The organism is Paenibacillus sp. YN15, from assembly GCF_003285005.1.
Lineage (GTDB): Bacteria > Bacillota > Bacilli > Paenibacillales > NBRC-103111 > Paenibacillus_AR.
Genome location: NZ_QMFA01000004.1, coordinates 46,875 through 70,403, shown reverse-complemented (window position 1 = coordinate 70,403; position 23,529 = coordinate 46,875). Strand labels below are relative to the sequence as shown.

The 23,529-nt window shown below is 53.5% G+C and carries 24 protein-coding genes; 21 read left to right on the top strand and 3 right to left on the bottom strand.

What is annotated here, in order from left to right; all coding sequences use genetic code 11:
• Positions 1 to 308: 308 nt before the first annotated feature.
• The 3 genes from gndA to DQG13_RS04945 all read left to right on the top strand — a co-directional run bounded on the left by gndA (position 309) and on the right by DQG13_RS04945 (position 5,248).
• Positions 309 to 1,718, top strand: a complete 1,410-nt coding sequence (gene gndA / locus DQG13_RS04955; protein WP_113018639.1) for an NADP-dependent phosphogluconate dehydrogenase — start codon at positions 309 to 311, stop codon at positions 1,716 to 1,718.
• A 672-nt stretch (positions 1,719 to 2,390) separates the two neighbouring features.
• On the top strand, positions 2,391 to 3,308 hold the full coding sequence (locus DQG13_RS04950) for a hypothetical protein (protein ID WP_113018638.1): 918 nt from the start codon (positions 2,391 to 2,393) through the stop codon (positions 3,306 to 3,308).
• A gap of 365 nt (positions 3,309 to 3,673) precedes the next feature.
• The gene (locus tag DQG13_RS04945) at positions 3,674 to 5,248 is read left to right on the top strand and encodes a DUF5050 domain-containing protein (RefSeq protein ID WP_258525477.1); all 1,575 of its coding nucleotides are present in this window, start codon (positions 3,674 to 3,676) and stop codon (positions 5,246 to 5,248) included.
• Positions 5,249 to 5,318: 70 nt separating this feature from the next.
• Here the strand turns inward: DQG13_RS04945 and DQG13_RS31395 are convergent, their stop codons facing one another.
• The 3 genes from DQG13_RS31395 to DQG13_RS04935 are packed head-to-tail and all read right to left on the bottom strand — an operon-like array spanning position 5,319 to position 6,703.
• A complete protein-coding gene (locus DQG13_RS31395; RefSeq protein ID WP_258525468.1) occupies positions 5,319 to 5,546 on the bottom strand; it encodes a hypothetical protein in 228 nt (75 codons plus the stop codon).
• The gene (locus DQG13_RS04940) at positions 5,510 to 5,983 is read right to left on the bottom strand and encodes a class I SAM-dependent methyltransferase (RefSeq protein WP_258525467.1); all 474 of its coding nucleotides are present in this window, start codon (positions 5,981 to 5,983) and stop codon (positions 5,510 to 5,512) included. Before DQG13_RS04940 ends, DQG13_RS31395 begins: the two co-directional genes overlap by 37 nt.
• A 30-nt stretch (positions 5,984 to 6,013) precedes the next feature.
• On the bottom strand, positions 6,014 to 6,703 hold the full coding sequence (locus tag DQG13_RS04935; RefSeq protein ID WP_113018636.1) for a class I SAM-dependent methyltransferase: 690 nt from the start codon (positions 6,701 to 6,703) through the stop codon (positions 6,014 to 6,016).
• A gap of 152 nt (positions 6,704 to 6,855) precedes the next feature.
• Between DQG13_RS04935 and DQG13_RS04930 the strand changes: the two genes are divergently transcribed.
• From DQG13_RS04930 to DQG13_RS04845, 18 genes are all read left to right on the top strand, one after another.
• Positions 6,856 to 8,772 (top strand): glycosyltransferase, encoded by a 1,917-nt coding sequence (locus tag DQG13_RS04930; protein ID WP_113018635.1) that lies wholly within the window; start codon positions 6,856 to 6,858, stop codon positions 8,770 to 8,772.
• A gap of 24 nt (positions 8,773 to 8,796) precedes the next feature.
• Positions 8,797 to 9,498: a glycosyltransferase family 2 protein gene (locus tag DQG13_RS04925; RefSeq protein ID WP_113018634.1), complete on the top strand. Its 702-nt coding sequence runs from the start codon at positions 8,797 to 8,799 to the stop codon at positions 9,496 to 9,498.
• A gap of 141 nt (positions 9,499 to 9,639) precedes the next feature.
• Entirely contained in the window at positions 9,640 to 10,143 is a 504-nt protein-coding gene (locus DQG13_RS04920) for a shikimate kinase (RefSeq protein ID WP_113018633.1), read from the top strand.
• Positions 10,144 to 10,490: 347 nt separating this feature from the next.
• A complete protein-coding gene (gene aroA, locus DQG13_RS04915; protein ID WP_113018632.1) occupies positions 10,491 to 11,792 on the top strand; it encodes a 3-phosphoshikimate 1-carboxyvinyltransferase in 1,302 nt (433 codons plus the stop codon).
• A gap of 43 nt (positions 11,793 to 11,835) precedes the next feature.
• Positions 11,836 to 12,669 carry a C39 family peptidase gene (locus tag DQG13_RS04910; RefSeq protein WP_113018631.1) on the top strand — a complete coding sequence of 278 codons (834 nt, stop codon included), beginning with the start codon at positions 11,836 to 11,838 and terminating at the stop codon, positions 12,667 to 12,669.
• A gap of 34 nt (positions 12,670 to 12,703) precedes the next feature.
• Complete coding sequence (locus DQG13_RS04905; RefSeq protein WP_113018630.1) at positions 12,704 to 13,129, top strand: CoA-binding protein; 426 nt, start codon at positions 12,704 to 12,706, stop codon at positions 13,127 to 13,129.
• Between the two features lie 92 nt (positions 13,130 to 13,221).
• On the top strand, positions 13,222 to 13,887 hold the full coding sequence (gene thiE / locus DQG13_RS04900) for a thiamine phosphate synthase (protein ID WP_113018629.1): 666 nt from the start codon (positions 13,222 to 13,224) through the stop codon (positions 13,885 to 13,887).
• A 159-nt stretch (positions 13,888 to 14,046) separates the two neighbouring features.
• Complete coding sequence (locus tag DQG13_RS04895; protein WP_258525466.1) at positions 14,047 to 14,844, top strand: hypothetical protein; 798 nt, start codon at positions 14,047 to 14,049, stop codon at positions 14,842 to 14,844.
• Positions 14,845 to 14,924: 80 nt separating this feature from the next.
• Positions 14,925 to 15,143: a hypothetical protein gene (locus tag DQG13_RS04890; protein WP_113018628.1), complete on the top strand. Its 219-nt coding sequence runs from the start codon at positions 14,925 to 14,927 to the stop codon at positions 15,141 to 15,143.
• Positions 15,144 to 15,162: 19 nt separating this feature from the next.
• Positions 15,163 to 15,486 (top strand): spore coat protein, encoded by a 324-nt coding sequence (locus tag DQG13_RS04885; RefSeq protein WP_113018627.1) that lies wholly within the window; start codon positions 15,163 to 15,165, stop codon positions 15,484 to 15,486.
• A gap of 198 nt (positions 15,487 to 15,684) precedes the next feature.
• Positions 15,685 to 17,580 carry a glucose PTS transporter subunit IIA gene (locus DQG13_RS04880; protein WP_113018821.1) on the top strand — a complete coding sequence of 632 codons (1,896 nt, stop codon included), beginning with the start codon at positions 15,685 to 15,687 and terminating at the stop codon, positions 17,578 to 17,580.
• The gene (ptsP, locus tag DQG13_RS04875) at positions 17,573 to 19,300 is read left to right on the top strand and encodes a phosphoenolpyruvate--protein phosphotransferase (RefSeq protein ID WP_113018626.1); all 1,728 of its coding nucleotides are present in this window, start codon (positions 17,573 to 17,575) and stop codon (positions 19,298 to 19,300) included. The genes DQG13_RS04880 and ptsP overlap by 8 nt, the downstream gene beginning before the upstream one ends.
• A 29-nt stretch (positions 19,301 to 19,329) precedes the next feature.
• The gene (locus DQG13_RS04870) at positions 19,330 to 19,863 is read left to right on the top strand and encodes a type 1 glutamine amidotransferase domain-containing protein (RefSeq protein ID WP_113018625.1); all 534 of its coding nucleotides are present in this window, start codon (positions 19,330 to 19,332) and stop codon (positions 19,861 to 19,863) included.
• A complete protein-coding gene (locus DQG13_RS04865; protein ID WP_113018624.1) occupies positions 19,860 to 20,276 on the top strand; it encodes a VanZ family protein in 417 nt (138 codons plus the stop codon). Before DQG13_RS04870 ends, DQG13_RS04865 begins: the two co-directional genes overlap by 4 nt.
• A gap of 149 nt (positions 20,277 to 20,425) precedes the next feature.
• Positions 20,426 to 20,848: a hypothetical protein gene (locus tag DQG13_RS04860; RefSeq protein WP_113018820.1), complete on the top strand. Its 423-nt coding sequence runs from the start codon at positions 20,426 to 20,428 to the stop codon at positions 20,846 to 20,848.
• A gap of 153 nt (positions 20,849 to 21,001) precedes the next feature.
• Positions 21,002 to 21,352: a bacillithiol system redox-active protein YtxJ gene (ytxJ, locus tag DQG13_RS04855; protein WP_113018623.1), complete on the top strand. Its 351-nt coding sequence runs from the start codon at positions 21,002 to 21,004 to the stop codon at positions 21,350 to 21,352.
• Between the two features lie 127 nt (positions 21,353 to 21,479).
• Positions 21,480 to 22,484, top strand: coding sequence for a catabolite control protein A (gene ccpA / locus DQG13_RS04850; RefSeq protein ID WP_113018622.1), 1,005 nt, complete (start codon positions 21,480 to 21,482; stop codon positions 22,482 to 22,484).
• A gap of 119 nt (positions 22,485 to 22,603) precedes the next feature.
• Positions 22,604 to 23,323 carry a 5'-methylthioadenosine/adenosylhomocysteine nucleosidase gene (locus DQG13_RS04845; protein ID WP_113018621.1) on the top strand — a complete coding sequence of 240 codons (720 nt, stop codon included), beginning with the start codon at positions 22,604 to 22,606 and terminating at the stop codon, positions 23,321 to 23,323.
• The last annotated feature ends 206 nt before the right edge of the window (positions 23,324 to 23,529 follow it).

Below are 23,529 nucleotides of genomic sequence, written 5' to 3'. Positions count from 1 at the left end.
CTCCGGAAGCATGACGGTACGCCGCCATCGGATATACGGACACATGTTCCGCTATTTCCTGCAAAACCTGCTTATGGCGAATTGTGCGGACAGATGATCCGTTATTTTGCGGAAAACAACCGGTTTTGGCGGCTACAAGGCCCAATAACGGATTGAGTGTCCGCGAAATCCTCAAAAATGAGCAAACAGGAGCAATAGCGGATCGTGTGTCCGTCCGTTCCGGCCATGAAAACAGACGTGAGCGCGGCTCCCGGCTTCCAGGGGGCCCTGAACCAAGTGATTACAGAATCAGAAAGGATGAGAAACCCGTGTCCAAGCAGCAAATCGGAGTAGTCGGTCTGGCGGTTATGGGGAAGAACCTGGCGCTGAACATTGAGAGCAGAGGCTTTTCGGTGGCCGTGTATAACCGTTCTCCCGAGAAAACGAAGGAAATTCTGGAAGAGAATCCGGGGAAAAACCTGAAGGGGGCTTTCTCGGTAGAGGAGTTTGTCCAGTCCCTGGAGACGCCGCGGCGGATTCTGATCATGGTTAAGGCGGGCAAGCCTACCGATGATACCATCAACCAGCTGTTGCCTTACCTGGATCAAGGGGATATTCTCATCGACGGCGGCAACGCCTATTTCCCGGACACCCAGCGGCGCAACAAGGAGCTGGAGGCCAAGGGCTTCCGCTTTATCGGCACCGGCGTTTCCGGCGGCGAGGAGGGCGCCTTGAAGGGTCCCGCCATTATGCCGGGCGGCCAGAAGGATGCCTACGAGCTGGTAGCTCCCATCCTGACGGCTATTTCCGCCAAGGTGAAGGGCGATCCCTGCTGCATCTACATCGGCCCGGACGGAGCCGGCCACTATGTGAAGATGGTGCATAACGGCATCGAATATGGCGATATGCAGCTGATCTGCGAAGCCTACCAGCTGCTGAAGGACGGGCTGGGTCTGACTCCGGCGGAGCTGCACGAGATTTTTGCCGAATGGAACAAGGGCGAGCTGGACAGCTATCTGATTGAAATCACGGCGGATATCTTCACCAAAACCGATCCCGAAACCGGCAAGCCGATGGTGGACATTATCAAGGACACCGCAGGCCAGAAGGGCACCGGCAAGTGGACCAGCCAAAGCTCCCTGGATCTGGGCGTGCACCTGTCCCTGATTACCGAGTCCGTGTTCGCCCGGTTTATCTCCGCCATGAAGGAGGAGCGGGTGGCCGCCAGCCAGGTGCTGAACGGTCCTGCCGCAGCCGACCTGGGTGTGGAGCGCGCTGAGTTTATTGAAGCGGTGCGCCAAGCCCTCTACGCCAGCAAAATCTGCTCCTATGCCCAAGGCTTCGCCCAAATGCGGGCCGCCTCCAAGGAGTACGGCTGGGATCTGGATTACGGCGGCATCGCCATGATCTTCCGCGGCGGCTGCATTATCCGGGCGGCCTTCCTGCAGAATATCAAGGATGCGTATGACCGCAATCCGGAGCTGAAGAACCTGCTTCTGGACGAATACTTCAGCAGCGTCATCCACAAGTACCAGGATTCCTGGCGCAAGGTAGTGGCCACCGCGGTCCGTCTGGGCATCCCGTTGCCGGCCTTCTCCTCGGCCCTGTCCTACTACGACAGCTACCGGACAGCCCGCCTGCCGGCCAACCTGCTGCAAGCCCAGCGGGATTATTTCGGCGCCCACACCTACGAGCGGGTGGACAAGGAAGGCTTCTTCCATTATCAGTGGCTGGAATAGTAAATTTAGAATAATCGGTAATATAGCGTAAATAAAGCGGTTGGTATTCCTCTTGAACAGGAGGAGTACCAGCCGCTTTTTCTTTTGTAACCAGGTTTAATTATAACTTCCGAAGAAAACCAAAAAAACTACATTTCCAAAAATATATATATTTTTATTTTATTAGAAATAACTTAATCAATTTTTAAGAGTTTGTGGCGGTTTGTACCTGTTGGTGGCAATGCACAAATGAATCAATAGCAACGACTAAAAACGACAATGAAATATTTTTAATAAAATTCTTACTTTTTCTTTACCCTATTCGCCGATTGATGTGGACTTTGTTAACTTATTAATTATATTCTAAAAAATTGAAATTTATCAAAATTTTATTGGTATGTCACTAAAAACGAATTAAGAATAGATTGAGTGATTTGATAAATAGTTTGTCAATTAAGCGGCTATGCATTTACCTAAAAAATACAATTAAAAAAGGATTAAATGGTTGATATATAGAAAAAGGAGGATTATATTGGATTATATATCCACAAACTAGGAGGCGTAAAATTTATGCTTTATATCTTTCTGAATACGAGCTAGATATAAGTATTGAATTTGTAAGGGTTAAAAGGACGAATGAGTAAAAATAAATTTAATTAAAGAAAGAATCTCATTTAAGGAGGATCAAAAAACATGAAAGTTAAGAATACTTTGGCTATTGGTGGTATATCTATGTTGTTGTTATTATCTTTAGTAATTCCTTCTTATACTCAAGCTAAACCCAATGACTATGTCGTCGGTGATGAAGCCATAACTTTTTTGAAAGAACATAATGTAGATTTGACTCCATTTGTAAAAACAACAAATCTGAAAAATGATAGTATCTACAGCGAGGAAGATGCTTCAGAAAGCATTTCAAAGTCAGCTCTGTATAATGAAGAAGTACTGTTTTTAAAAAAACAAGCAGCAGTGTATCAATTTACTGATGAGCAAATTCAAAACTATGTAAAGGGAGTGGTGGAGACCACGCCCATTCTTGTACATGGTAAAAATGCCTCAAACCAATACAGCACTATGAGTACGCCGTATTCCTCCCGTATTGGCGACGATGGCATTGGATATGAAGTAGTCTCTTCATCAGCTGGGTTTAATGCAGAATCCGCGTTTTTAACCATACCTTCTGCATCAATTGCAAGCTCAACTTCTGGCTATTTATTCTACTCTGTTTCTTCGCCTATCACCAATTTTATTATTGATGTTGGACTTTGGTATGGAGCTGGGGGAGCGACTGGTAATATAGTAGGCTGGAGAGGTGTTTATAATAGTTCGACGTTAGGTCAGCACGCCGTTCCAAGTGACGGTAGCACCATAAGTGCTTTAACACCTGGAAAACAAGTGTATATGATTTCACAAATTAGGGAAGACGGATTTTTAGAGACAAAAGTTCTTGATGCAAGTAATTTTAGTATTTCGTACCTGAACTTTATCTATTATGTTGGAGATCAAAATGTGTGGCAAACAAATGGAGTTTTTGATAGACAAATAACGTTATGCCAAAATGATGCGGTTTTTACAAACGGATCTTATCTGCACAATGCTAAATTTAGCTAAGCATTTTTGTATAAAAGTAACGGCTATTACGCTCCAGTTAATGATACAAATACAGAACCCAATAAGCGAGGGGCATTTATAAAATACAGCACAGATTATAACAAAGTAATTGTAAATAACTATACAGAATGGGATTCCGAAGATGTAAGTATAAATTTCACCAATCCATAAGCTGGTGTGAATTGTTTGGTTCAAGCTCCCCGTTAATTCTTTTAGGGGAGCTTGGCCGTTTCTTTTTTGTGATGTTAATGAGTGTAGAGAGAAAAGTTATACAAGCTCTTTTGCTTCAAATGTGAAATTAATCTGCAACTTTTTGTCAATGCCCAGCGTTAATTTATGCGGAGAGGAGTTGTTGCACTTTGAAAATGAAAATTATTTTAAGTACAGTCATTTTTCTGTTGTTTTTCAACTTGTTGGCTACGCCGGGGCATAGTCGCGCTGCTAATGGAGTCGCGAAAGTTGCACTGCCGAATTTTACCGTAAGCTTAAATGGTCATCTTGTGGATAATCAATATCGAGAATATCCACTTCTGGTTTATCACGATATCACCTATTTTCCAATGACATGGTATGATTCTAGGCTACTTGGCCTGGAAACAAATTGGTCAATAAGCAATGGCCTAAGCATTCAACAAAGTCATGTTACTTCATCTTATGAATCGTACACATCGAATTCCCAAAATGCATCCACCTATACTGCGACGATTCCAGCATCAGTCATCACGATCAACGGAAAGGAAATCAATAACTCAAAAGAAGAGTACCCATTATTAAGCTTTAGGGATGTTACGTATTTTCCGCTAACCTGGCGCTTTGCTCATGATGAATTTGGATGGGATTACCAATGGAGTGATGCAGCGGGACTTAGTATTACATCCACTAACCCGCAGATTCAACAAATCGGACTGTCTCAAGATGCTGGAAAAAATGACATCGTATTATTTAAGGGTTACTATTATTTTGCAGAAACACTAGGCACGATAAACCACATATACCGTGCGCCCGAATGGAATCCGTCTGCAAAAGAAGAAATTTATACCTATGATATTACAAATCCAACCGGAACCTCTCCCCGTCTATCCTTTCAAATTCGGGATAACATATTATGGTTTACCTATCATGTAGGAGGAGGTCTTTCAGGTAGCAATAAATTCGTTAAGGTTGATGAAAACGGGAAAACGGAAGCAATTTCTTTAGGGCATCCATACATGGACTTCCGTGACACTGCATATGGAACATTGATAATAGATTTAGGTGCTGATAACGTCAAATTGTCATTGTTGCCGAAAGATCAAAAAGCAACAGATGCTAAGATAGTTGGTGACCCAAATCTAACAAGATCTGCTGTACATGTTACACGTTGGGATGGTTTCACACCATATGCGCTAACGACTGCAACTACAGTCGTCGGTGAGGATGTCTATGTGTTGTGTTCACCCTTATCGGACCAGAATTTCATTTACAGAATCAACCTGAAAACAAATAAAACGGATAAGATAGTGGATCAAAGCACAAGCTGGTTCAAGATTATTGATGACAAACTATATTATGTAAAAGAGGCTGATAACGCATTATATTCGTCTTCATTGGAAGGGAATGGTGAAATCAAGCTGTCCGATCATACAGTATCGTGGTTTGATAGTATTAATGGAAATGTGTTCTATACAACTCAAAATGAAGCAAATCAATTCAAATTGTACAAAGCCAGTATAGAAGGAAGTGATGAGTTAGCTTGGCCAATGCCAATCGTAGATGTTAAAGCTTTAAACGGTCAATTGGTATGTACATTTAGTGAAAACGATGGCTACGGTATTGTGCTTCTTGACAATGCTGGTCGTGTCGTACTGAAAGTTGCGGATGCAAATTTGCAGGTATTAAAATCTGACAAAGATATTTTGTTAAAAAATGTAAGTGACAATTCAATTAAGTTGATTAAATAAAGATCGGCAATTGGAACACTAACGGGAAGCTCAGGCCTATCAGACCTTGCTTCCCGCTTTTTTGCTCTCTTCACGCCCGCTTCCTAAGCGCCGCCCGGAAAACATGCAGATCGCCCCACATGGTGCTGTGAACCGCATTGGCGGGCAGGCTGTCATTCACATCCGCCATATATTCCAGGCCCGCTTCGTCCATCTGGCGGCGCAGCGTCTCCAGGTTGACTGTGGGATAGTCAAAGGTGAGGATCAGCTTCCCTGACGGCTTCAGGGAAGCTGGAACTCCTTCAACGCTTGCAGACAATCGTTCACGGACAGATGCTCCAGCACAGAAATGCAATAAATCAGGTCGAAGCAGGCGTCCTCATAAGGAAGGGCCGTCAGATTGGCCTGGGCCAAATGGAGCGGACCGCCGGGGCGGATTCTCGCGGCGGCCTGGGCGGCAGCCTCCTCTCCGATATCCGCCCTGACTTCCGCCACAATCTCCGTGATGGAATTGATCCGGGCATCCTGATCGCAAGCATAGGTCAGCCTGCACCGTTCCCCGAGGAAAAACTTGAAGGGATGGGAGATGCCGCAGGCCGCATCCAGGACCACTGCCCCATCCCATGCAAAGGATGAGCACCAGGCGTATTCATACGGGCGGCTCCACCAGCTTTTGGGCAAATCAAAAATCAGATGGTCCACCCGCGTATCTGTGTCCACAAAAAAACGGGATTTCAGCTCATCCAAACCGGACATGTTCTCCCCTCCTGCGTTCACAATTTTTCGCTACTCCTTGCCGGTCAACCGGCATAACAGCCACCGGTACTCTCCCCGCGGTTCCCGGGCCAGCTCCTCCATTTGAAACAGGCTCCGCAAATCCTCCACAAACGGGTAATGGTCATAATCGTCAATCAGAACCAGGGCATCCCGCTTCAGGCGGCCATAAAGCAAGGGAAAGGCCAGGGAACGGCCGTTGCCGTGGGGACCGTCCAGAATCAGCACATCCACGGATGCCGGTTCAAGCGGGATCGTCTCAATGTCTGCATAGAAGGCGTTGCGGATGGTATAGTGGTTGAACAATTCCTGGGGAACAGCCTGCCCGTAAGAGCCCCAAACTGCCCAGGCGGTTTCCGGATTGGCAAATACCTCCGTCCGCTCTTCGTCGGAAAGCTGCTTTAAGGGCCGATTGTAAAAATGAAAGGAGCCCTTGCCCAGATGCTGTCCCTCCCACAAGCTGGCGAGACCGGGGTCATGCTCAATATGGAAGAGCGATACAGACAGAAAATCCTGCACAGCAACTTGATCCCAAAAGTACGGCGACATGCCGCCGCCCAGCTCCAGGATATGATAGGATCGGCCGGCTTCAAGCCGCCGGCATAGATGGACCAGCGCCCCTTTGCCAAGGGCTCTGCTTCCGAAGGCAACGCCCTTTTGTTCAGCCGCGGCCAGGCATTTCTCAATATCCCTTACAAGCATTTGGTTCACCCTCTCGCATTTTTCCTGGCATATTTCACTATATGTACAGCCTATTTTGGCCATACCACCGGATAATAGAGGTTTTGCCCAGGTATAGAACAGATAGACCGGAATACTATTTTAGGAGAAGATTTCTAAAATGAGGTGCTGGAATGGGCAAACCAGGGATTCTGATCGGCAGTCCGATCCGTCAAAAACCGGAAATATTGAAGCAGTTTTTGCGTTCATTGGGTGATTTAATCACAGATGGCTTTGATGTGGAGTTTTATTTTGTTGACGATAATGATGATCCGGCTTCCCGTGTTTTGCTGGCTGGCTTCGCGGAGGAACATCCCGGTTCGTTTATTCAGGCTCATGAACCGCCGACTGTGCCTTACGTGCGCAATGACAACACCCACCATTGGCCGGAAGAGCTGGTCTGGAAAGTGGCGGGAATGAAGGACGGCATCATAGAATATGCCAGGTCCAAGGCATTTGATTACCTGTTTCTGGCCGATTCCGATCTGGTTCTCCATCCGCATACGCTGCTGCAGCTGGCAAACGCGAAAAAGGATATTGTCTCCACCGTCTTCTGGACCAAATGGCAGCCGGATTCCCCGGAGATGCCCCAGGTATGGATGTCGGATCATTACACCTTATACGAAAACCGCGGCGGCGAAAAATTGGATGATCAGGAAATCGCCCGCAGAACCCACGAGTTTCTGAATAAATTGCGGGTTCCCGGACTGTATGAGGTGGGGGGACTCGGCGCCTGCACCCTGATCAGCCGACATGCGCTGGAGGCCGGAGTCTGCTTCCGGAAAATCCCGAACCTGTCGCTGTGGGGCGAGGACCGGCATTTTTGCATCCGCAGCGCGGCGTTGGGCTTATCCCTGTTCGTGGATACCCATCTGCCGGCATACCATATTTACCGGGATTCGGACTTGGCTGGAGTGGACGCTTACAGGCAGGCCAGCTCTCCCGCCATCCGGAAAGAGCGCAGCGTCACCGTCAGCCTGTGCATGATCGTCAAAAACGAGGAGGAGGCGTTGGAGCGCTGCTTATCGTCGGTGAAGGATTTGGTGGATGAGATTGTGATTGCGGATACGGGCTCAACGGACAAAACCAGGGAGGTAGCCGCCAGCTTCGGAGCCGTTATTGTGGAGTTCCCATGGATTGACGATTTTGCCGCAGCCCGGAACCACGTATTCAGCAAAGCCACCAAGGAGTATATCATGTGGCTGGACGCGGATGACATCATCCTGGCCAAGGATCGGCAATTGCTGGCGGAAACCCTGTACACCCTGAACCCTGCCATAGACAGCGTGACCATGCCTTACAACATCGGCGTCAATGCCAACGGGAAGGTCAGCTACAGCCTGCGGCGCAACCGGATTGTCAGGCGGGAGCGGGGCTTCCGCTGGATCGGGGCGGTGCACGAGTATCTGGAGGTGTTCGGGAATATTGTCCACAGCGAGGCGGCGGTAACCCATCGCAAGGAAAAAGCCTATACCGACCGGAATTTGCAGATTTACCGCAAGCAGCAAGCGGCAGGGAAGGATTTTTCCATCCGGGATCTGTATTATTTCGCCAATGAGCTGAGGGATAATCAGCTGTTTGAGGAAGCGGCGGTTTATTATAAAAAATTTCTGGCCACCGGACTGGGATGGGTGGAGGATCAGATCAACGCCTGTCTGAAGCTTTCGGCCTGCTACAGCCGGATGTATGAGCAGGATAAAGCGCTCCAGGCCTTGTTCCGCAGCTTTCATTTCGACAAACCCCGGGCGGAGGCCTGCTGCCGCATCGGCAAATTCTTCTATGACCAATCCCCGAAACGGCTGGATCAGGCAATCTATTGGTATGAATTGGCTACCGTATTGCCGAAGCCCAAGGGGGCGCTGGCTTTTGTCGAGCATGATGCCTGGACCTGGCTGCCTCTGCTGAATTTATGCCTCTGTTATGACCAGCTGGGGCAGTACGAAAAAGCCAATGAGTACAATAACCGGGCCTTGGCTTATAACCCGGAGCATCCGAGTATGCTGCATAATAAGAAATATTTTGAGGGCAAGTTTGCGAAGGAAGCCCAATAAATCGGGAGGAGGGGAAGGCAAAAAATGAGAGAGCCGGGTGCAACGGTTACACTGTCCATGGTCGTCCGCAATGAGGAAAAACGGTATTTGCGGCGGATGCTGGGGTTTTACCGGGATATTATCGATGCGGCGGTCATCATCGACGATGCAAGCGAGGACCGGACGGCGGAGGTTTGCCGGGAGGTGCTAGAGGGAGTGCCGCTGACCCTGCTCAGCCTGCCTGAATCCCTGTTCGGCAATGAATATGTGCTGCGCCAGTATGCCTGGAATGAAACGGTGAAGACAAATCCGGACTGGATATTGTCCCTGGATGCGGACGAGATTTTCGAGGATTCCTTCGCAGCCCAGATCGAGGGGATGGTCAGGCTAAAGGAGCAGGACGCCGTATACTTCCGGTTATATGACATGTGGAATGAAACCCATTACCGGGATGACGCATATTGGAGGGCGCATCATTTTTACCAGCCGTTTCTGGTCCGGCACCGGCCGGGGGTGGAATACGTCTGGAGGGAAACGCCGGTCCATTGCGGCCGGTTTCCCCGGAACATCCGATCCTTCCCGTATTTGTGCCATCCCGCCCGCTTGAAGCATTACGGATGGGCCAAGGAGGAGGACCGCATCGCCAAATACCGCCGCTACATGATCCATGACCCGGGTGCGCGGTACGGCTGGAAGGAGCAATACGACTCCATTCTGGACCCAGCCCCCAATCTGGCGCCGTTCTAGGCGCTGTTCTAAAGAATCTCTTGCCTATTTCCTTTCTTTCGCGGTAAAATCCGAGAATGAGCAGGGAGTTTGTCCGAGGATTTCGCCAGCTTGACTCCGTCGGACAGACTCCGGAATTTTATGGAGGGGAGGGAATAGACAATGCAGCAAAATATTGTGCTTGTAGGTTTTATGGGCACCGGCAAAACCACTGTGGGCCGCATCCTGGCGGAGCGGCTGGGGTGGACGTTTACGGATACGGATGCCTATATCGAGGAGCAGGCGGGGATGACCATCAGCCGGATGTTCCAGGAGCATGGAGAGGCTTATTTCCGGGAACGGGAAACGGAAAGCCTAAGGGAGCTGCTGCAGCGGCAGGGCCAGGTGGTGTCTACCGGCGGCGGGGCTGTGCTGCGGGAGGAGAACCGCAGGCTGATGCTGGAGAACGGCCTGGTGGTAGCCATGCTGGCAGAGGAAGCGGTTATTGTGCAGCGGGTCAAGGGGGATGCGGCCAGGCCGCTCTTGCAGGGGGACCTGGAGGAGCGGGTGCGCACACTGGTGGAGGCCAGGCGCCATGCCTATGATTTTGCCCATGCGCAGCTCCATACGGACAACCTGAGTCCGTTGGAGGCGGCCCGCAGGATTCAAGAGATGCTGGACGCGTGAAGCCTCTGCGGGTTTCGCGCAGTCTGGCTCTCGCATGTCCGCTGAATTTAACGCTTTACCGCGTTCCAGCCCGCCGGCGGACCTCCCGGCAGTAATCCGAGATAGAGCAAACCGGGACTTCCCGGTATCTGCGGTAGGATTCGAGGCACTTCGGGAGGATGCGACTTGTACCGCATTCCCAAGGCTTGCCGCATATGGTAAACTGTCAATAAGCTCATGCTTACGGCGAAGCGAGCTTTCCTTGCGGGAAGCTTTTCATTATGAACGGCCGCATGTCCGGCCCAAGCTTATGCTTACGAAGCCAGTTTTTTGCTGGTGCAAAAAGCTCTCAGGAGGGAACTTGCCCGATGAACGGTTTTAAAGCTGTGATCAAGCCTACCCCGGCGCTCCGGGGGGATATACAGGCATTATCGTCCAAGAATTATACCACCCGCTATCTTCTGATCGGCGCTTTGGCCGAAGGGACAAGCACCATCCATTATCCCGCCCACAGCGAGGACAGCGATGCCATGCGCCGCTGTATCCGGGACCTGGGGGCTACCCTGACGGAGGATGACACCAAGCTGGTGATCCGGGGTTTCGGCGCCAGCCCTGCCCGGGTGAAGGAGCTGGATGTGGGCAATGCAGGTGCAGTGCTGCGGTTTTTGATGTCCGTTGCCGCCCTTTGCCCCGATGAGGTCACCTTCGTGAACCGTTATCCCGAATCCCTGGGCAAACGTCCCCATCATGATCTTATTGATTCCTTGCGTCAAATGGGAGTTGAAGTTGCCGACCGTGACGGCAGACTTCCCATTACGATCCGCGGCGGAAAGCCCAGAGGCGGACGGATTACCGTCTCCGGCAATGTCAGCTCCCAATTCTTAAGCTCGCTGTTGTTCATGACCCCGCTTCTGGAGGAGGACAGCGAAATTACCGTACTTCATGACCTGAAGTCCAAGGTGATTGTCGGCCAAACTCTGGAAGTCCTTGAACAGGCAGGAATCCGGGTGGAGGCCGCCGAAAATTATATGCATTTCCGGGTTCCGGGCCGCCAGCGCTACCAGGCCAAGGATTATATCGTCCAAGGGGATTATCCCGGCTCCGCTGCCATTCTGGCCGCTGCCGCCGTCACCTCCTCCGATGTGACAGTGCGCAGGCTCGCCGAGAAGAGCCGCCAGGGCGAGCGGGCGGTGGTGGATGTGCTGAAGGCCATGGGCGTGCCGCTGACCCATACCAACGATACTGTCCATGTGACAGGCAACGGCAAGCTCCGCGGCGGTGAATTCGACGGCGACCATTTCACCGACGGAGTATTGGCCATGGTGGCCGCCTCCGTGTTTGCCGAAGGAACCACGCGCTTCTATAATGTCGAGAACCTCCGTTATAAAGAATGCGACCGCATTACCGACTTTGTCCATGAGCTGAACAAGGCCGGAGCGAATGTGGAGGAGCGGCAAAGCGAAATCATCGTACACGGCAAGCCCGAAGGGGTGAAGGGCGGCGTAGAGATCAACGCCCATTATGACCACCGGGTCATTATGGCCCTGTCCGTGGTAGGTTTGCGTTCGGAGCAAGGGCTGATCATTAATGACGCCCATCACGTAGCCAAGTCGTATCCCGGTTTCTTCCGTCATATGCTTGATCTCGGCGCCCAAATCGAACTGATCTGACCAACGCACAAGCACCGCCACTACAGCAAAAAGAGTGATCAGGATGAATGTTCTCTGGAAGACAATTAAATATATGGCAGCCTTCGTGATGGTGGTAGGACTCGTGTTTTCCAGCGGCGTATTCAGCGTGCTGATTTATGGCAGGCTAACGGGGAAGGAATGGGCCATTTCCACCTATGCCGATGCCGCCCCGATAGCCTTCCGGCCGGCTGGATCCGCCTCTCCCGAGCCTGTGCCGGTTCCTTCGCCAACGCCTGTCAAGCCAGAGCGAAAGGCATCCGTTCTTCTTGATGCGCCGGTTTACCGCCAGCATCCCGAGCTGCCCTCGGGCTGCGAGATCACCAGCTTGTCCATGCTGCTGAATTTCGCCGGCGTGGCCAAGTCCAAGATGGACCTCCTCTCCGAGATGCCGGTGGATATGACGCCCATCACCTTGAAATCCGATGGTTCCCCTGCTTATTGGGGGAATCCCAACACCGGATTTGTGGGAGAAATCTCCGGGAAGGGCCGGGGCTTCGGGATTTACCATACGGCCTTGTTTCCGGTGCTGAAGGAGAATGTTCCGGGAGCGGTGGACCTGACCGGCGGCGAATTTGAGGAGCTGGAGCTTCAGCTGTCCCAGGGAATTCCCGCCGTGGTCTGGACAACCATCGATTTCAGGATGCCCGCCAAATGGGTAACCTGGGACACGCCTACGGGACCGATCAAAACCACGTTTATGGAGCATGCGGTGCTGCTGGTAGGGTACGACGATCAGAATGTGTATGTGAATGATCCCTGGACCGGCAAAAAGCAGCTCGCCGTGGAACGCCAGCAGTTCCTGGAAACCTGGGAAGCGATGGGGCGGCAGAGCCTGTCTTATGAGCCGGTATCCTGAAACATGACCAATCAATTTGTGGAGGCTGAAGCCCATGGCATTCGAAAACCCGTCGCGGGATGAGATTAAAGCGATTCTGGAGAAAGCGGGCAATATCGCCGTTGTAGGTTTGTCGGACAAACCCGACAGAACCTCCCATATGGTGGCTGCGGCTATGCAGGACAGGGGCTACCGGATTATTCCGGTGAATCCCACCGGCGCGGATACGATTCTGGGGGAGAAGCGCTGCAACTCCCTGGCCGAAGTGCCCGAGTCCATCGATATTGTGAATGTCTTCCGCAGAAGCGAGTTTTGTGCGGAGGTTGCCGAGGAAGCCGTCAAGGCGGGCGCCAAGGTGCTGTGGCTGCAGCAGGGGATTATCAGCGAGGAAGCAGCGGAGATTGCAGGCAAGGCGGGGCTTCAGGTGATTATGGACCGCTGCATTAAGGTAGAGGACGCCATCACCCGGCCTGCGCGCTGATCATTTCCCCGAAATTATAAGGTCTGACACGCAGCGAAGGGCGGAGCCACCTGTCTTTCGCTGCAGTTTTGTCCGAGAGGAGTGTTTCGCGTATGAGTAAGGTTGTGGATTGGAACGGCCGTCCGCTCCGGGAGTGGCTCAAGCTGTATCTGGTTATGGATATGCAGAGCTACGGGGGCCGCACCGCCGCGGAAATTGCCCGGGAAGCCATTGCAGGAGGCGTCACCATGATCCAGTGGCGGGAGAAATCCCAGCCGCTGCGGGAGGTTCTGGAGGAGTCCAGACGGCTTCGGGCCTTGTGCCGGGAGCAGGGCATTCCCTTTGTGGTTAACGACCGTGTGGATATTGCCCTGATTCTTGATGCGGACGGAGTCCATGTGGGTCAGGACGACCTGCCCGCGCAGGAGGTCCGGAAGCTTATGGGGCCGGACCGTTTTGTCGGCGTATCCGCAGGCTCCTGGGAGGAAGCCCAATGGGCGCTGGAGCAGCAGGCCGACTACCTGGGGGTCGGACCGGTATATGGCACTCCTACCAAGCCTGATGCGGGAGAGGCTATCGGGTTTGAGCTGCTTGCCCGGCTGGCGGCCGAGTGCGGCGGGGTTCCGCGGGTTGGCATCGGCGGCATCAACCGCACCAATGCCGGATTGGTCATGGGAGCGGGAGCCGACGGGATTGCAGTGGTTTCCGCCATCACCCGGAGCAATAGCCCGCTGGAAGCGGCGGCGGAGCTGAACCGGCTGGTTCGGCAGCATATATGAAACGGAACGGAGCAGCCCGGCTGCACCGTTTCTTTTTTTTCCCAAACATAAATACAGTGCAGGTGAAGACACTATTAGAGGCTTCAAAGGAGAGACTTCTTCCCCAGGGAGGAGAGCCGGAGAAGACTAACGCAAGCAAATATGAGGGAGGATTCACCTGTGCATCAATCCCAGCAATTCCACACCTCCAACTACCGCGGCAATCAACAAGGCCACGACAACTATCTGAGATCCGATTCCCAATCTCCCAGTTCCTTTGGCGTGAACCAAAATGTGACCTCTCAATACAAGGGTATGCAAAAGGGCTTCCAGCCTACCGGAATGGTGAATTCCGTCTATGGCCAACAGCAAAACCAAAACCAAAACCAAAATCCGGCCAGCTTCCACACCGCCAGCTACCGCGGCGACCAGCCGGGCCATGACGCCTATCTGCGCTCCGACTCGGCCCAGCCTTCCCAAAGCGGCTACAGCGCAGCCAATACCTCCGTCAATTACGGGTATACCTCCAATACCGGCTATGGGGTTTCCTCCTACGGCCAAAACCAGCAAAATCAACAAAACCAAACCCAATATGTATCTCCGGATTCCTTCCACACCGCCAACTACCGCGGCAACCAGCAGGGTCATGACGCTTATCTGCGCTCCGACTCCTTTCAGCCGACACAAGGGCAAGTCAACACCTCTTATAATCAAAACAGTATTCCGCAGCAGTTCAATACCAACGCCCAATCCGGCCAAAACTTCTCCGGCGGAAACTACGGCATGAATTCCGGATACGGCAACAGCCAGCAAAACACGAACCAGCAGCAGTATGTTTCCCCCAATTCCTTTCATACGGCCAACTACCGGGGCGACCAGCCGGGCCATGACGCATACCTGCGTTCCGATTCGAGCCAAACGTCCCAGTATGGCAACACCAATATGAGCACAAACTATAACAGCTCCAACAAGTTTTAGCCAGCTGACCATATAGAACAGACCTGAAAGCGGGCCGCAGGGTCCGCTTTCAGCCACAAATGCAGAAGGAGGCATACCAAATGCAGCAAAATCAGAGTACCCTCACCCAGGACCGCAACCTGATCGGTGAAAAAGAATTGCTCTATATCAAGGACTATTTGTCCTGGGAGCTGTTGGCCGTGAAAAAATGCGAGGATACCGCAAACACCATGGAATGCCCGCAGTTGTCGCAGCTGGTGCGGGATTTGGGCAAAAAGCATCAGCAGCACTACAACACCATTTTGAGCCAGCTTCAATAAATTTAAGGAGGGATCGCTTGTGAGTGTGGAAATCGCTGTTCCGGAGGCCGCCAACCAAACCGCCCAGGGTCCTGAATTCAGCGACCGCGACCGGCTGAATGATATTCTGACCATGGAAAAGTATATGACCGCCAGCTACAACACCGGCTTGAACGAAATGCAAAATCCGAAGCTGCATGAAGCTGTTCAGGGCATCCTGAGCGACGAGCACAACATGCAGTATCAGGTGTTCGACAAAATGTGGCAAAAGGGCTGGTACAAGATTGAGGCTGCCGATCAGCAGAAGATCCAGCAAGCCTACCAGCAGTTCAACGGCTACAAATCCCAGTTTCCCAAACAATAAAGCGGCTCCATCCAAAGAAGTCCGGGTCCGAAACCCGGGCTTTTTGCTGCGACGAGGTTTTACGGCCGGGACTGTTGGGGAGATTGTCCGACAAACCTTTGACAAAAGTCCGGGCAGGCATTACCATTCAAAGGTAGAGCATTGTGGGAAAGGAGCTGCACTATGGCGCGGCAAGACAAAGTGGACCGAAACTATACGATGAATTGGATGGGCAATCTTCAGCAGCTCGGCCGTTCATTAATGCTGCCCACTATGGCCCTGCCGGTGGCGGCGATTCTGCTTTGGCTGGGGCATATGCCCTGGCAGCTCGTCCATTTTTCCCAGGCTGGAGAATTGCTGGAGTTTGCCGGACGTCTGATCATCCAGTATCTCCCCTTTCTGTTTGCCGTGGGGGTGGCCATGGGGCTGACGGACAACGGCGGAACGGCAGGGATGTCTGCTGTCCTGTCCTATTTTATGTTTACGCAGATTACCGAGCGGTTTGCCGGCAGCGCCATGCAGCTGGGAATATTCGGGGGCATCCTGATCGGGGTTCTCGCCGCGTTGTGCTACAGGCGGTTCCGGTTTATCCAGCTGCCTGAATATATCCAGTTTTTCGGCGGCCCGCGCTTTGTGCCGCTGGTCACCAGCGTGGCCACCATCTTCTTATCGGGAATTGTGGTGGCTGTAGGCCCCTGGGTGCAGGAGCTGTTTGGCCGGATCGGAGAGTTTCTGCTTTCCCTGGGCGGCTTTGGGGCGTTCCTGTACGGCTTTGGCTACCGGCTTTTGGTTCCCTCGGGGCTGCATCATATTCTGAACAATGTATATTGGTTCCAACTGGGGGCCTATCAGCTGCCCGACGGCACCATGGTATACGGGGATATTCCCCGCTTCTTCTCCGGCGATCCCACTGCGGGCACCTTCATGGCGGGGTTGTACCCGATTATGATGTTTGCGCTTCCCGCGGTGGCTCTGGCGATCATCCAGGAGGCCCGGGAGGACTTGAAGCCCAAGATCCGCAAGACCTTTCTTACGGCAGCGCTAGCCTCGCTTTTGACAGGGGTGACGGAGCCTATCGAATTCGCCTTTTTGTTTGTGGCGCCGTATCTGTTCTTTATCCATGCCGTATTGTCCGGCGCTGCCATGTGGATTGCCTATGAGCTGAATATCCACCACGGATTCTCGTATTCGGCCGGGGCCATTGATTTTATTATCAATATGCATCTGGCCCGCAATGAGTGGCTGATTTTGCCCATCGGCATTCTGTATGCCGCCGTTTATTATTTTCTGTTCCGCTATGCCATCGTCAAGTATCAGCTGCCTACGCCGGGCCGGGAGGAAGGGTCCACCATCGACGAGTTTGCCGGGGATATTCCGTACCGGTCGCCGTTGATTCTTCAAGCCCTAGGGGGCAAAAACAACATCAAGACCATCGAGGCCTGCATCACCCGGCTTCGCCTTACCCTGGTCAACGACAAGCTGATGGATATCGCCACCCTCAAGCATCTGGGCGCAGCGGGAATTATCAATCTGGGAGCGGGGAATGTCCAGGTGGTGTTCGGCACCTTCTCGGAGCTGATCCGGGAGGAAATTGTCCGCATTACCAAAAAAGACCTGCATCAGGTGCTGTTCAACTCCCCCATGCTGGGCCGGATGATTCCGCTGGAGGATGTGCCGGACCAGATTTTCTCGAAGAAGATCGTCGGCAACGGTGTGGCCTTCCTTCCGGAGAAGGGGGAACTGGTAGCCCCGGTCAACGGGACGGTGACGCTGATTTACCCGTCGCTTCACGCCTTGGGCATCACAACCGACGAAGGTTTGGAGGTGCTTCTTCACGTGGGCATCGATACCTCCCATTTGAACGGGAAATATTTCACCTGTATGGTCAAGCAGGGTGATCGGGTGGAAGCCGGGGATTTGCTGTTGAAGTTCAATCTGAACAAGGTGAACCAAAACGCCAAATCCCTGGCGACGCCCATGCTGATCACCAACTCCGACCGGGTCAAGTCATGGAGCTTTGCCCCGTTCAAGTCTGTCCGGAAGGGGCAGGCGTCGGTCATGTCGGTTATTCTGAAGGATGAAATACGCGCAGCGGGGGGCGAGACCAATGGTTAGGGGATTCGGCGGAGCATCGGGGTTTGCCATCGGCAGGGCGTTTGTGCTGCCCTCACTGGAGCTGGAGCTGCCGGACAAGCTGGTGGATGTGGCGGACTTGGCAGTGGAATTCGAGAAGCTGTATGAGGGCATCCGCTGCTCCAAAAGCGAAATTGAGAACATCAAGCAGGATATCTCCGATCTGATCGGCGAAGAGGAGTCCAATATCTTCAACGCCCATCTGGCCATTTTGGAGGACCCCATCTTCATGAACGAAATCCAGGGGCTCATGCAGCGCCATTACAAGGCGGCGGAGGTGGCGGTGAAGGAAACCATCGACAAATTCGTCAGCATGTTCGATCTTCTGGACGACGATTACATGAAGGAACGGGCGGCGGACATCAAGGATGTGGGCAACCGGCTCCTGAAGCATCTGCTGGGGGAGTGGGAGGAGGCCGATCCGCCGGCGGATACACCGTATATCCTGGTGGCCAAGGAGCTGAGCCCGTCCCATCTGGCCCGCCTGGATTCCGCCCAGGTGCTGGGTGTGGTGACCATGCTGGGAGGCACCACCTCCCATGCCGCCATTATGCTCAGGGCCATGGGGATTCCTTTTGTAATGGGAATGGAGAACCGGCTGCCCGCCGCCATCCAGACCGGCGACATTCTGATTATCGACGGGGATGAGGGCAGCGTCATCGTAAACCCTCCCCAGGATATCATCCGCCTCTACGAAGAGAAACAAAGCCGCGCTGCGGCCAATCTGGAGCGCCTGAAGCAAATCGCCCATGTGCCCACCGTCACCAAGGACAGCGTCAGGATGGAGCTGAAGGTCAATATCAGCTCGGCCAAGGAGCTGGATATGGCCTTGAAATACGGAGCCAAGGGGGTCGGGCTGTTCCGGACGGAATTCCTGTACATGGACCGGGTATCCCTGCCTCTGGAGGATGAGCAGTATGAGGTGTACCGGGAGGCCGCTGTAAAGCTGGGAGACCGGCCGCTGGTGATCCGCACGCTGGATATCGGCGGGGATAAAAGTGTGAATTTCATGAATCTGCCCCAGGAGGATAATCCGGCGCTGGGCTACCGGGCCATCCGCATTCTGCTGGATTGCAGAGAGCTGTTCAAAACCCAGCTGAAGGCGATTCTCCGGGCGGCCCTGCACGGCAACATCCGGATTATGTATCCCATGATCTCCTCCGTGGATGAGGTGCGGCAGGCCAATGAAATTCTGGAGCAGGCCAAGAGGGAGCTGGCCCAGGAGGGCAAACCCTTTAAGGAGAACACCCCTGTGGGCATCATGATTGAGGTGCCGGCAGCGGTGGTGGTGGCGGATCTGCTGGCGGAGGAGGTGCAGTTCTTCAGCATTGGCACCAATGACCTGATCCAGTACGCCCTGGCGGTGGACCGGATGAACGAAACGGTGTCCAATCTGTATGATCCGTATCATCCGGCAGTGCTCCGGCTGCTGAAGCAGGTGGCGGACGCGGCAAGGGCCCAGGGAATTCCGGTCAGCGTCTGCGGAGAGCTTGCCGGCGATCCGGAGGCGATTCCCCTGTGGCTGGGCTTGGGCATTCATGAGTTAAGCATGTCCGTTCAATGCCTGCTCCCGGTGAAGGAGCAGGTGCTGCAAAGCGATGCCCAGGCAGGGAGGAGCTTTCTGGCCGAGGCGCTGCGCCTGCGCCGGTCCAGCGAGATCAAGGAAAGGCTGAGGGCCGTTTCACAAACCATTTCCCATTAAAGCAATCCCCAAAAAGGAGGACAAACGCCATGGAATTGCGCGGCAAAAAGATACTGGCCTTTACGGAAGAGGAATTTGAGGATCTGGAAATGTGGTATCCGGTGCTCCGTCTGCGGGAATCCGGGGCCCAGGTGGATATTGCCGCTACCGGGGCGGGCAAGGTGCTCCACGGCAAATACGGGGTTCCCATCACTTCGGATGTGGGCTTCGATGACGTATCGTCGGCGGATTATGACGGTCTGTACGTTCCCGGAGGGTGGGCGCCGGACAAGCTGCGCCGTTATCCGCAGGTTCTCCGCCTGACCCGCGAATTCCATGAAGCGGGCAAGCCGATTGCGCAGATCTGCCATGCCGGCTGGGTGCTGATTTCGGCAGGCATTGTCAAGGGTTATACCATGACCTCCACACCGGGCATCAGGGATGATCTGGAAAATGCCGGGGCGGCCTGGATCGACGAAGAGGTGGTCATAGACCGGAATATTATTTCCGGGCGGCGTCCGCCGGATCTTCCCGCGTTCTCCAAGGCGTTTGTGGATGCGCTGGCAGGCGGCGGCCAAGCATGACCAAGCAGCTGGTCCGATGGTTTCCTCCCGTGCTTGTGATGGGAGCCATCTTTTATTTTTCCTCCCGCACCGGCGATGAGCTGGGATCGCTGATGCCTTTCTTCCACCGCTTCTTTCCTGCCATGGAAAGCTTCGATTGGGGGCATTTTGTCGCTTATTTTGTCCTGGGTCTGACCTTTCTGTGGGCCATTGCCGGTCCCAGGCCTACTGCGCGGCAGCGGCTCCTTGCCGTGCTGCTGAGTACAGCCTACGGGCTCACGGATGAGTTTCATCAGCTTTTTGTCGGCGGCCGCTCGTCGGATTGGCATGATCTGCGCAATGACGCCATCGGCGCAGCCCTGGCCATGCTGGCGCTGTACCTCCCGTTCCTTGCCCGCCAATATGCCCGCCTGCCCCACCGGAAAAAGCAGTAATGCGGATTTCCTGTGCGGACAATGGCTGTTGTGCCAATAAATACTAGCCCTCTAATGGAAGGAAAACCGGCTCCCTGGTCGAATTACAAGAGAGTGGAGGCATGTGCTGCTGCAGCCTTCTCTTTTTTTGGATGAAGGAGCTGGTTTTTTTGCAAAAGGAATGTAAATGCGGTCAGACGATGAATATCTGTCTGCGAAGTGTCATCTATCAGGGCAAGGTGGAGATCGCCCATGTGCCGGTGCTGACATGCGAATCCTGCGGCCGCAGCGAGGTATTCGCCGCTGTCAAGCCGGATATGACGAAGCTGATAAGCCAACTGGGCAGCAAACCGGAAAAACAGTATATACGCTTTGAGGAAATAAGCGAAATCTCCCATCTGATGGTTGCGGTAACCGATAAGGAGCACCGCCATGAGTCTGTGGGCGCGATACTGGAGGAACGGATCAACGAGCTCTTGGATATGCTGCTTCTGGCCAGATCCCTGGAGGATGACGCATGGAAGCGGGATGTGACCGAGCGCCTGTCCCAGATCACCCGGTACGCCATGAATACTTACGAATTGAAGCTTTGACCCGACTGAAAGGGAGAATAGGGGCCTCACATTGGCTTCGCCGATGTCGAGGCTTCCATAACTTATCCGGCCGCCTGCAATATGGTTGGCTTTTTTTCTTTATTTTTGATACTATTGATTGAAAGGAAATCATTTGCAGGCAGGTGAGGGAAAATGGCCGATGTGCAGGAATTAACGAAGGTTGAGGAATGGAAGCGGCTGCTGGCCGAATCGGAGAATACGCCGGTAATCCTGTTGAAGCACAGCACCCGCTGTCCCATCAGCGCCGAGGCCCACGAGGAATTTATGAAGCATGCGGAAGTGGAAGCGTTGCCGGGGGTCCTCTACGCCCGGGTCCTGGTGGTGGAGCATCGCCCCGTGTCCAATGCGGTGGCGGAGGACACCGGTGTGAAGCATGAATCGCCGCAGGTCCTGCTTTTGAAAAACGGGGCGTCCGTCTGGACTGCCTCCCATTGGAGAATTACTGCGGCGGCATTGAAGGAACAGACTTCCCGGTTAGGATAATTGACCCGGGAATAGAGGCGGAATCTCTTGCGGCGGAGAGGTTTCCGTTGCAAGGCGAATTATTTTGTCGTATCATATCGTTATTATACGGGAATGAAAATACGTCTATATATTGGAGAGAGATAACGTGACAGTAACTATTTACGATGTTGCCAGAGAAGCCGGAGTATCGATGGCTACCGTATCCCGGGTTGTCAACAACAATCCGAATGTGAAGCCCCAAACCAGAAAAAAGGTGTTTGAAGCCATTGAGCGGCTGGGCTACCGTCCCAATGCCGTTGCGCGGGGGCTGGCCAGCAAGAAGACCACCACTGTGGGCGTTGTCATTCCCGACATCTCCAACGCCATTTTTGCCGAGGTAGCACGGGGCATTGAAGACATTGCCAACATGTACCATTACAATATTATCCTCTGCAATGCGGACAAGCGCAAGGAGAAGGAAATCCGGGTCATCAACACCCTTCTGGAGAAGCAAGTGGACGGGCTCCTGTTTATGGGCGGCGTGGTAACGGACGAGCATCTGCAAGCCTTCCAGACGGCCACTGTGCCGATTGTACTGTGCGGCACTACCGTTGAAGGCAACACCATGGCCGCGGTGGATATTGACCATGAGCAGGCCGCTCATGACGCTGTGAAGCTGCTCCTGGACAAAGGCCACCTCCGGATCGGCATGATCAGCGGAACTCTGCAGGACCCCAACAACGGCTTCTCCCGGTACAACGGGTACAAGCACGCCCTGGAAGAAGCGGGGGTGGCATTTGATGAATCTTTGGTGCGGATCGGCAACTACCGGTATGAGTCCGGTATTGAAGCGATGAAATATTTCCTGAACCTGCCCGAACGTCCCACCGCCATTTTCTCGGCTACCGACGAAATGGCCATCGGCGCCATTCATGCCGCCCAGGATGCCGGTCTGTCCATTCCCGGAGATATCTCCGTCATCAGTGTGGACAACAGCCGGATGGCATCCATGGTCCGCCCGCTGTTGACCACTGTGGCCCAGCCCATGTACGATATCGGGGCCGTGTCCATGCGTCTGTTGACCAAGCTGATGAACAAGGAAAATGTGGAAAAGGGCAAGGTTACACTGATGCATGAGGTTATCCAACGCCAATCTGTGGCTGAGGTATAAGAGGCGCAACATAACGATGGTCAACCGCAGCTCCCTTCCTTCCGGGGAGCTGTTCTTGCATGTGCTGATCCTCCGGGATGAACCGGAGCGTATGGAAAGAGAAGGGAGCTGGGAGCCAAATGGGAGAAGCGGGCCTGGGCAAATACGGGGTTATCGGCATTATCGGCGCCATGGACGAGGAGGTGCGGCTGCTCGCCGGCAAGCTGGAGGAGCGGGAGGAAATCCAGGCGGCGGGAATTCGCTTCATGAAGGGGAAAATCGCAGGCCGCCGGGTGGTTCTGTGCAAATCCGGCGTGGGCAAGGTGAATGCGGCGGTGACGGCGCAGCTGCTTGTAACGGTGTGCGGTGCGGAAGCGGTTCTCTTTACCGGAGTGGCGGGAGCGCTGGACCCGGAGCTGGAGGTAGGGGATCTGGTGGTGTCCCTGGATTGCCTTCAGCATGACATGGACGCCAGCGCCTTGGGCTTTCCCCGGGGCGTCATTCCCTTTCAGGAGCAGTCGGTATTCACCGCCGATCCGGAGCTTGTCCGGCTGGCGGCGGCCTCCGGCCAGGAGCTGCTGCCTGGCAGGGTGCGGACCGGCCGGGTGCTGTCGGGCGACCGGTTTATCGCCGACAAGGAGGAGGTAGCCGCGCTGAGGCGGGATTTCGGCGGAGTCTGCGCGGAGATGGAAGGAGCGGCCGTGGCCCAGGTCTGCGGGATGAACGACATCCCCTTCGTCATCATCCGCTCCATGTCGGACAAGGCGGACGGCTCCGCGCCGGTAAGCTTCGCCGAATTTACCGCCCTGGTTGCGCAATGCTCCTGCCGGCTGGTGGAGCATATGCTGGGGAAGCTGTAGGGCTGTTGCGCATAAGATTAAGCTGCGATGGAAGGAAACTAATTTGACCATGCCCTGGTCGGATGCTAACGGCAGGGAGAGCCCTTATTTCGGCCAAAACACCGCTTTTGAAAATCTAACGGCGGCCACAGCCGCTATTGGGGCGGATTGCTCCGCTGCAAGCCCTTTTTTAGCCTGATAAGGGCTCCTGCTTCCGTTAGATTTGG

Excerpts from the sequence above, each read along its gene's own strand:
- DQG13_RS04950 (WP_113018638.1), top strand. The coding sequence starts at position 2,391 with ATGAAAGTTAAGAATACTTTGGCTATTGGTGGTATATCTATGTTGTTG.
- DQG13_RS04945 (WP_258525477.1), top strand. The coding sequence starts at position 3,674 with ATGAAAATTATTTTAAGTACAGTCATTTTTCTGTTGTTTTTCAACTTG.
- DQG13_RS04940 (WP_258525467.1), bottom strand. The coding sequence starts at position 5,983 with ATGTCCGGTTTGGATGAGCTGAAATCCCGTTTTTTTGTGGACACAGAT.
- DQG13_RS04935 (WP_113018636.1), bottom strand. The coding sequence starts at position 6,703 with ATGCTTGTAAGGGATATTGAGAAATGCCTGGCCGCGGCTGAACAAAAG.
- DQG13_RS04930 (WP_113018635.1), top strand. The coding sequence starts at position 6,856 with ATGGGCAAACCAGGGATTCTGATCGGCAGTCCGATCCGTCAAAAACCG.
- DQG13_RS04925 (WP_113018634.1), top strand. The coding sequence starts at position 8,797 with ATGAGAGAGCCGGGTGCAACGGTTACACTGTCCATGGTCGTCCGCAAT.
- DQG13_RS04920 (WP_113018633.1), top strand. The coding sequence starts at position 9,640 with ATGCAGCAAAATATTGTGCTTGTAGGTTTTATGGGCACCGGCAAAACC.
- aroA (WP_113018632.1), top strand. The coding sequence starts at position 10,491 with ATGAACGGTTTTAAAGCTGTGATCAAGCCTACCCCGGCGCTCCGGGGG.
- DQG13_RS04910 (WP_113018631.1), top strand. The coding sequence starts at position 11,836 with ATGAATGTTCTCTGGAAGACAATTAAATATATGGCAGCCTTCGTGATG.
- DQG13_RS04905 (WP_113018630.1), top strand. The coding sequence starts at position 12,704 with ATGGCATTCGAAAACCCGTCGCGGGATGAGATTAAAGCGATTCTGGAG.
- thiE (WP_113018629.1), top strand. The coding sequence starts at position 13,222 with ATGAGTAAGGTTGTGGATTGGAACGGCCGTCCGCTCCGGGAGTGGCTC.
- DQG13_RS04890 (WP_113018628.1), top strand. The coding sequence starts at position 14,925 with ATGCAGCAAAATCAGAGTACCCTCACCCAGGACCGCAACCTGATCGGT.
- DQG13_RS04880 (WP_113018821.1), top strand. The coding sequence starts at position 15,685 with ATGAATTGGATGGGCAATCTTCAGCAGCTCGGCCGTTCATTAATGCTG.
- ptsP (WP_113018626.1), top strand. The coding sequence starts at position 17,573 with ATGGTTAGGGGATTCGGCGGAGCATCGGGGTTTGCCATCGGCAGGGCG.
- DQG13_RS04870 (WP_113018625.1), top strand. The coding sequence starts at position 19,330 with ATGGAATTGCGCGGCAAAAAGATACTGGCCTTTACGGAAGAGGAATTT.
- DQG13_RS04865 (WP_113018624.1), top strand. The coding sequence starts at position 19,860 with ATGACCAAGCAGCTGGTCCGATGGTTTCCTCCCGTGCTTGTGATGGGA.
- ytxJ (WP_113018623.1), top strand. The coding sequence starts at position 21,002 with ATGGCCGATGTGCAGGAATTAACGAAGGTTGAGGAATGGAAGCGGCTG.
- DQG13_RS04845 (WP_113018621.1), top strand. The coding sequence starts at position 22,604 with ATGGGAGAAGCGGGCCTGGGCAAATACGGGGTTATCGGCATTATCGGC.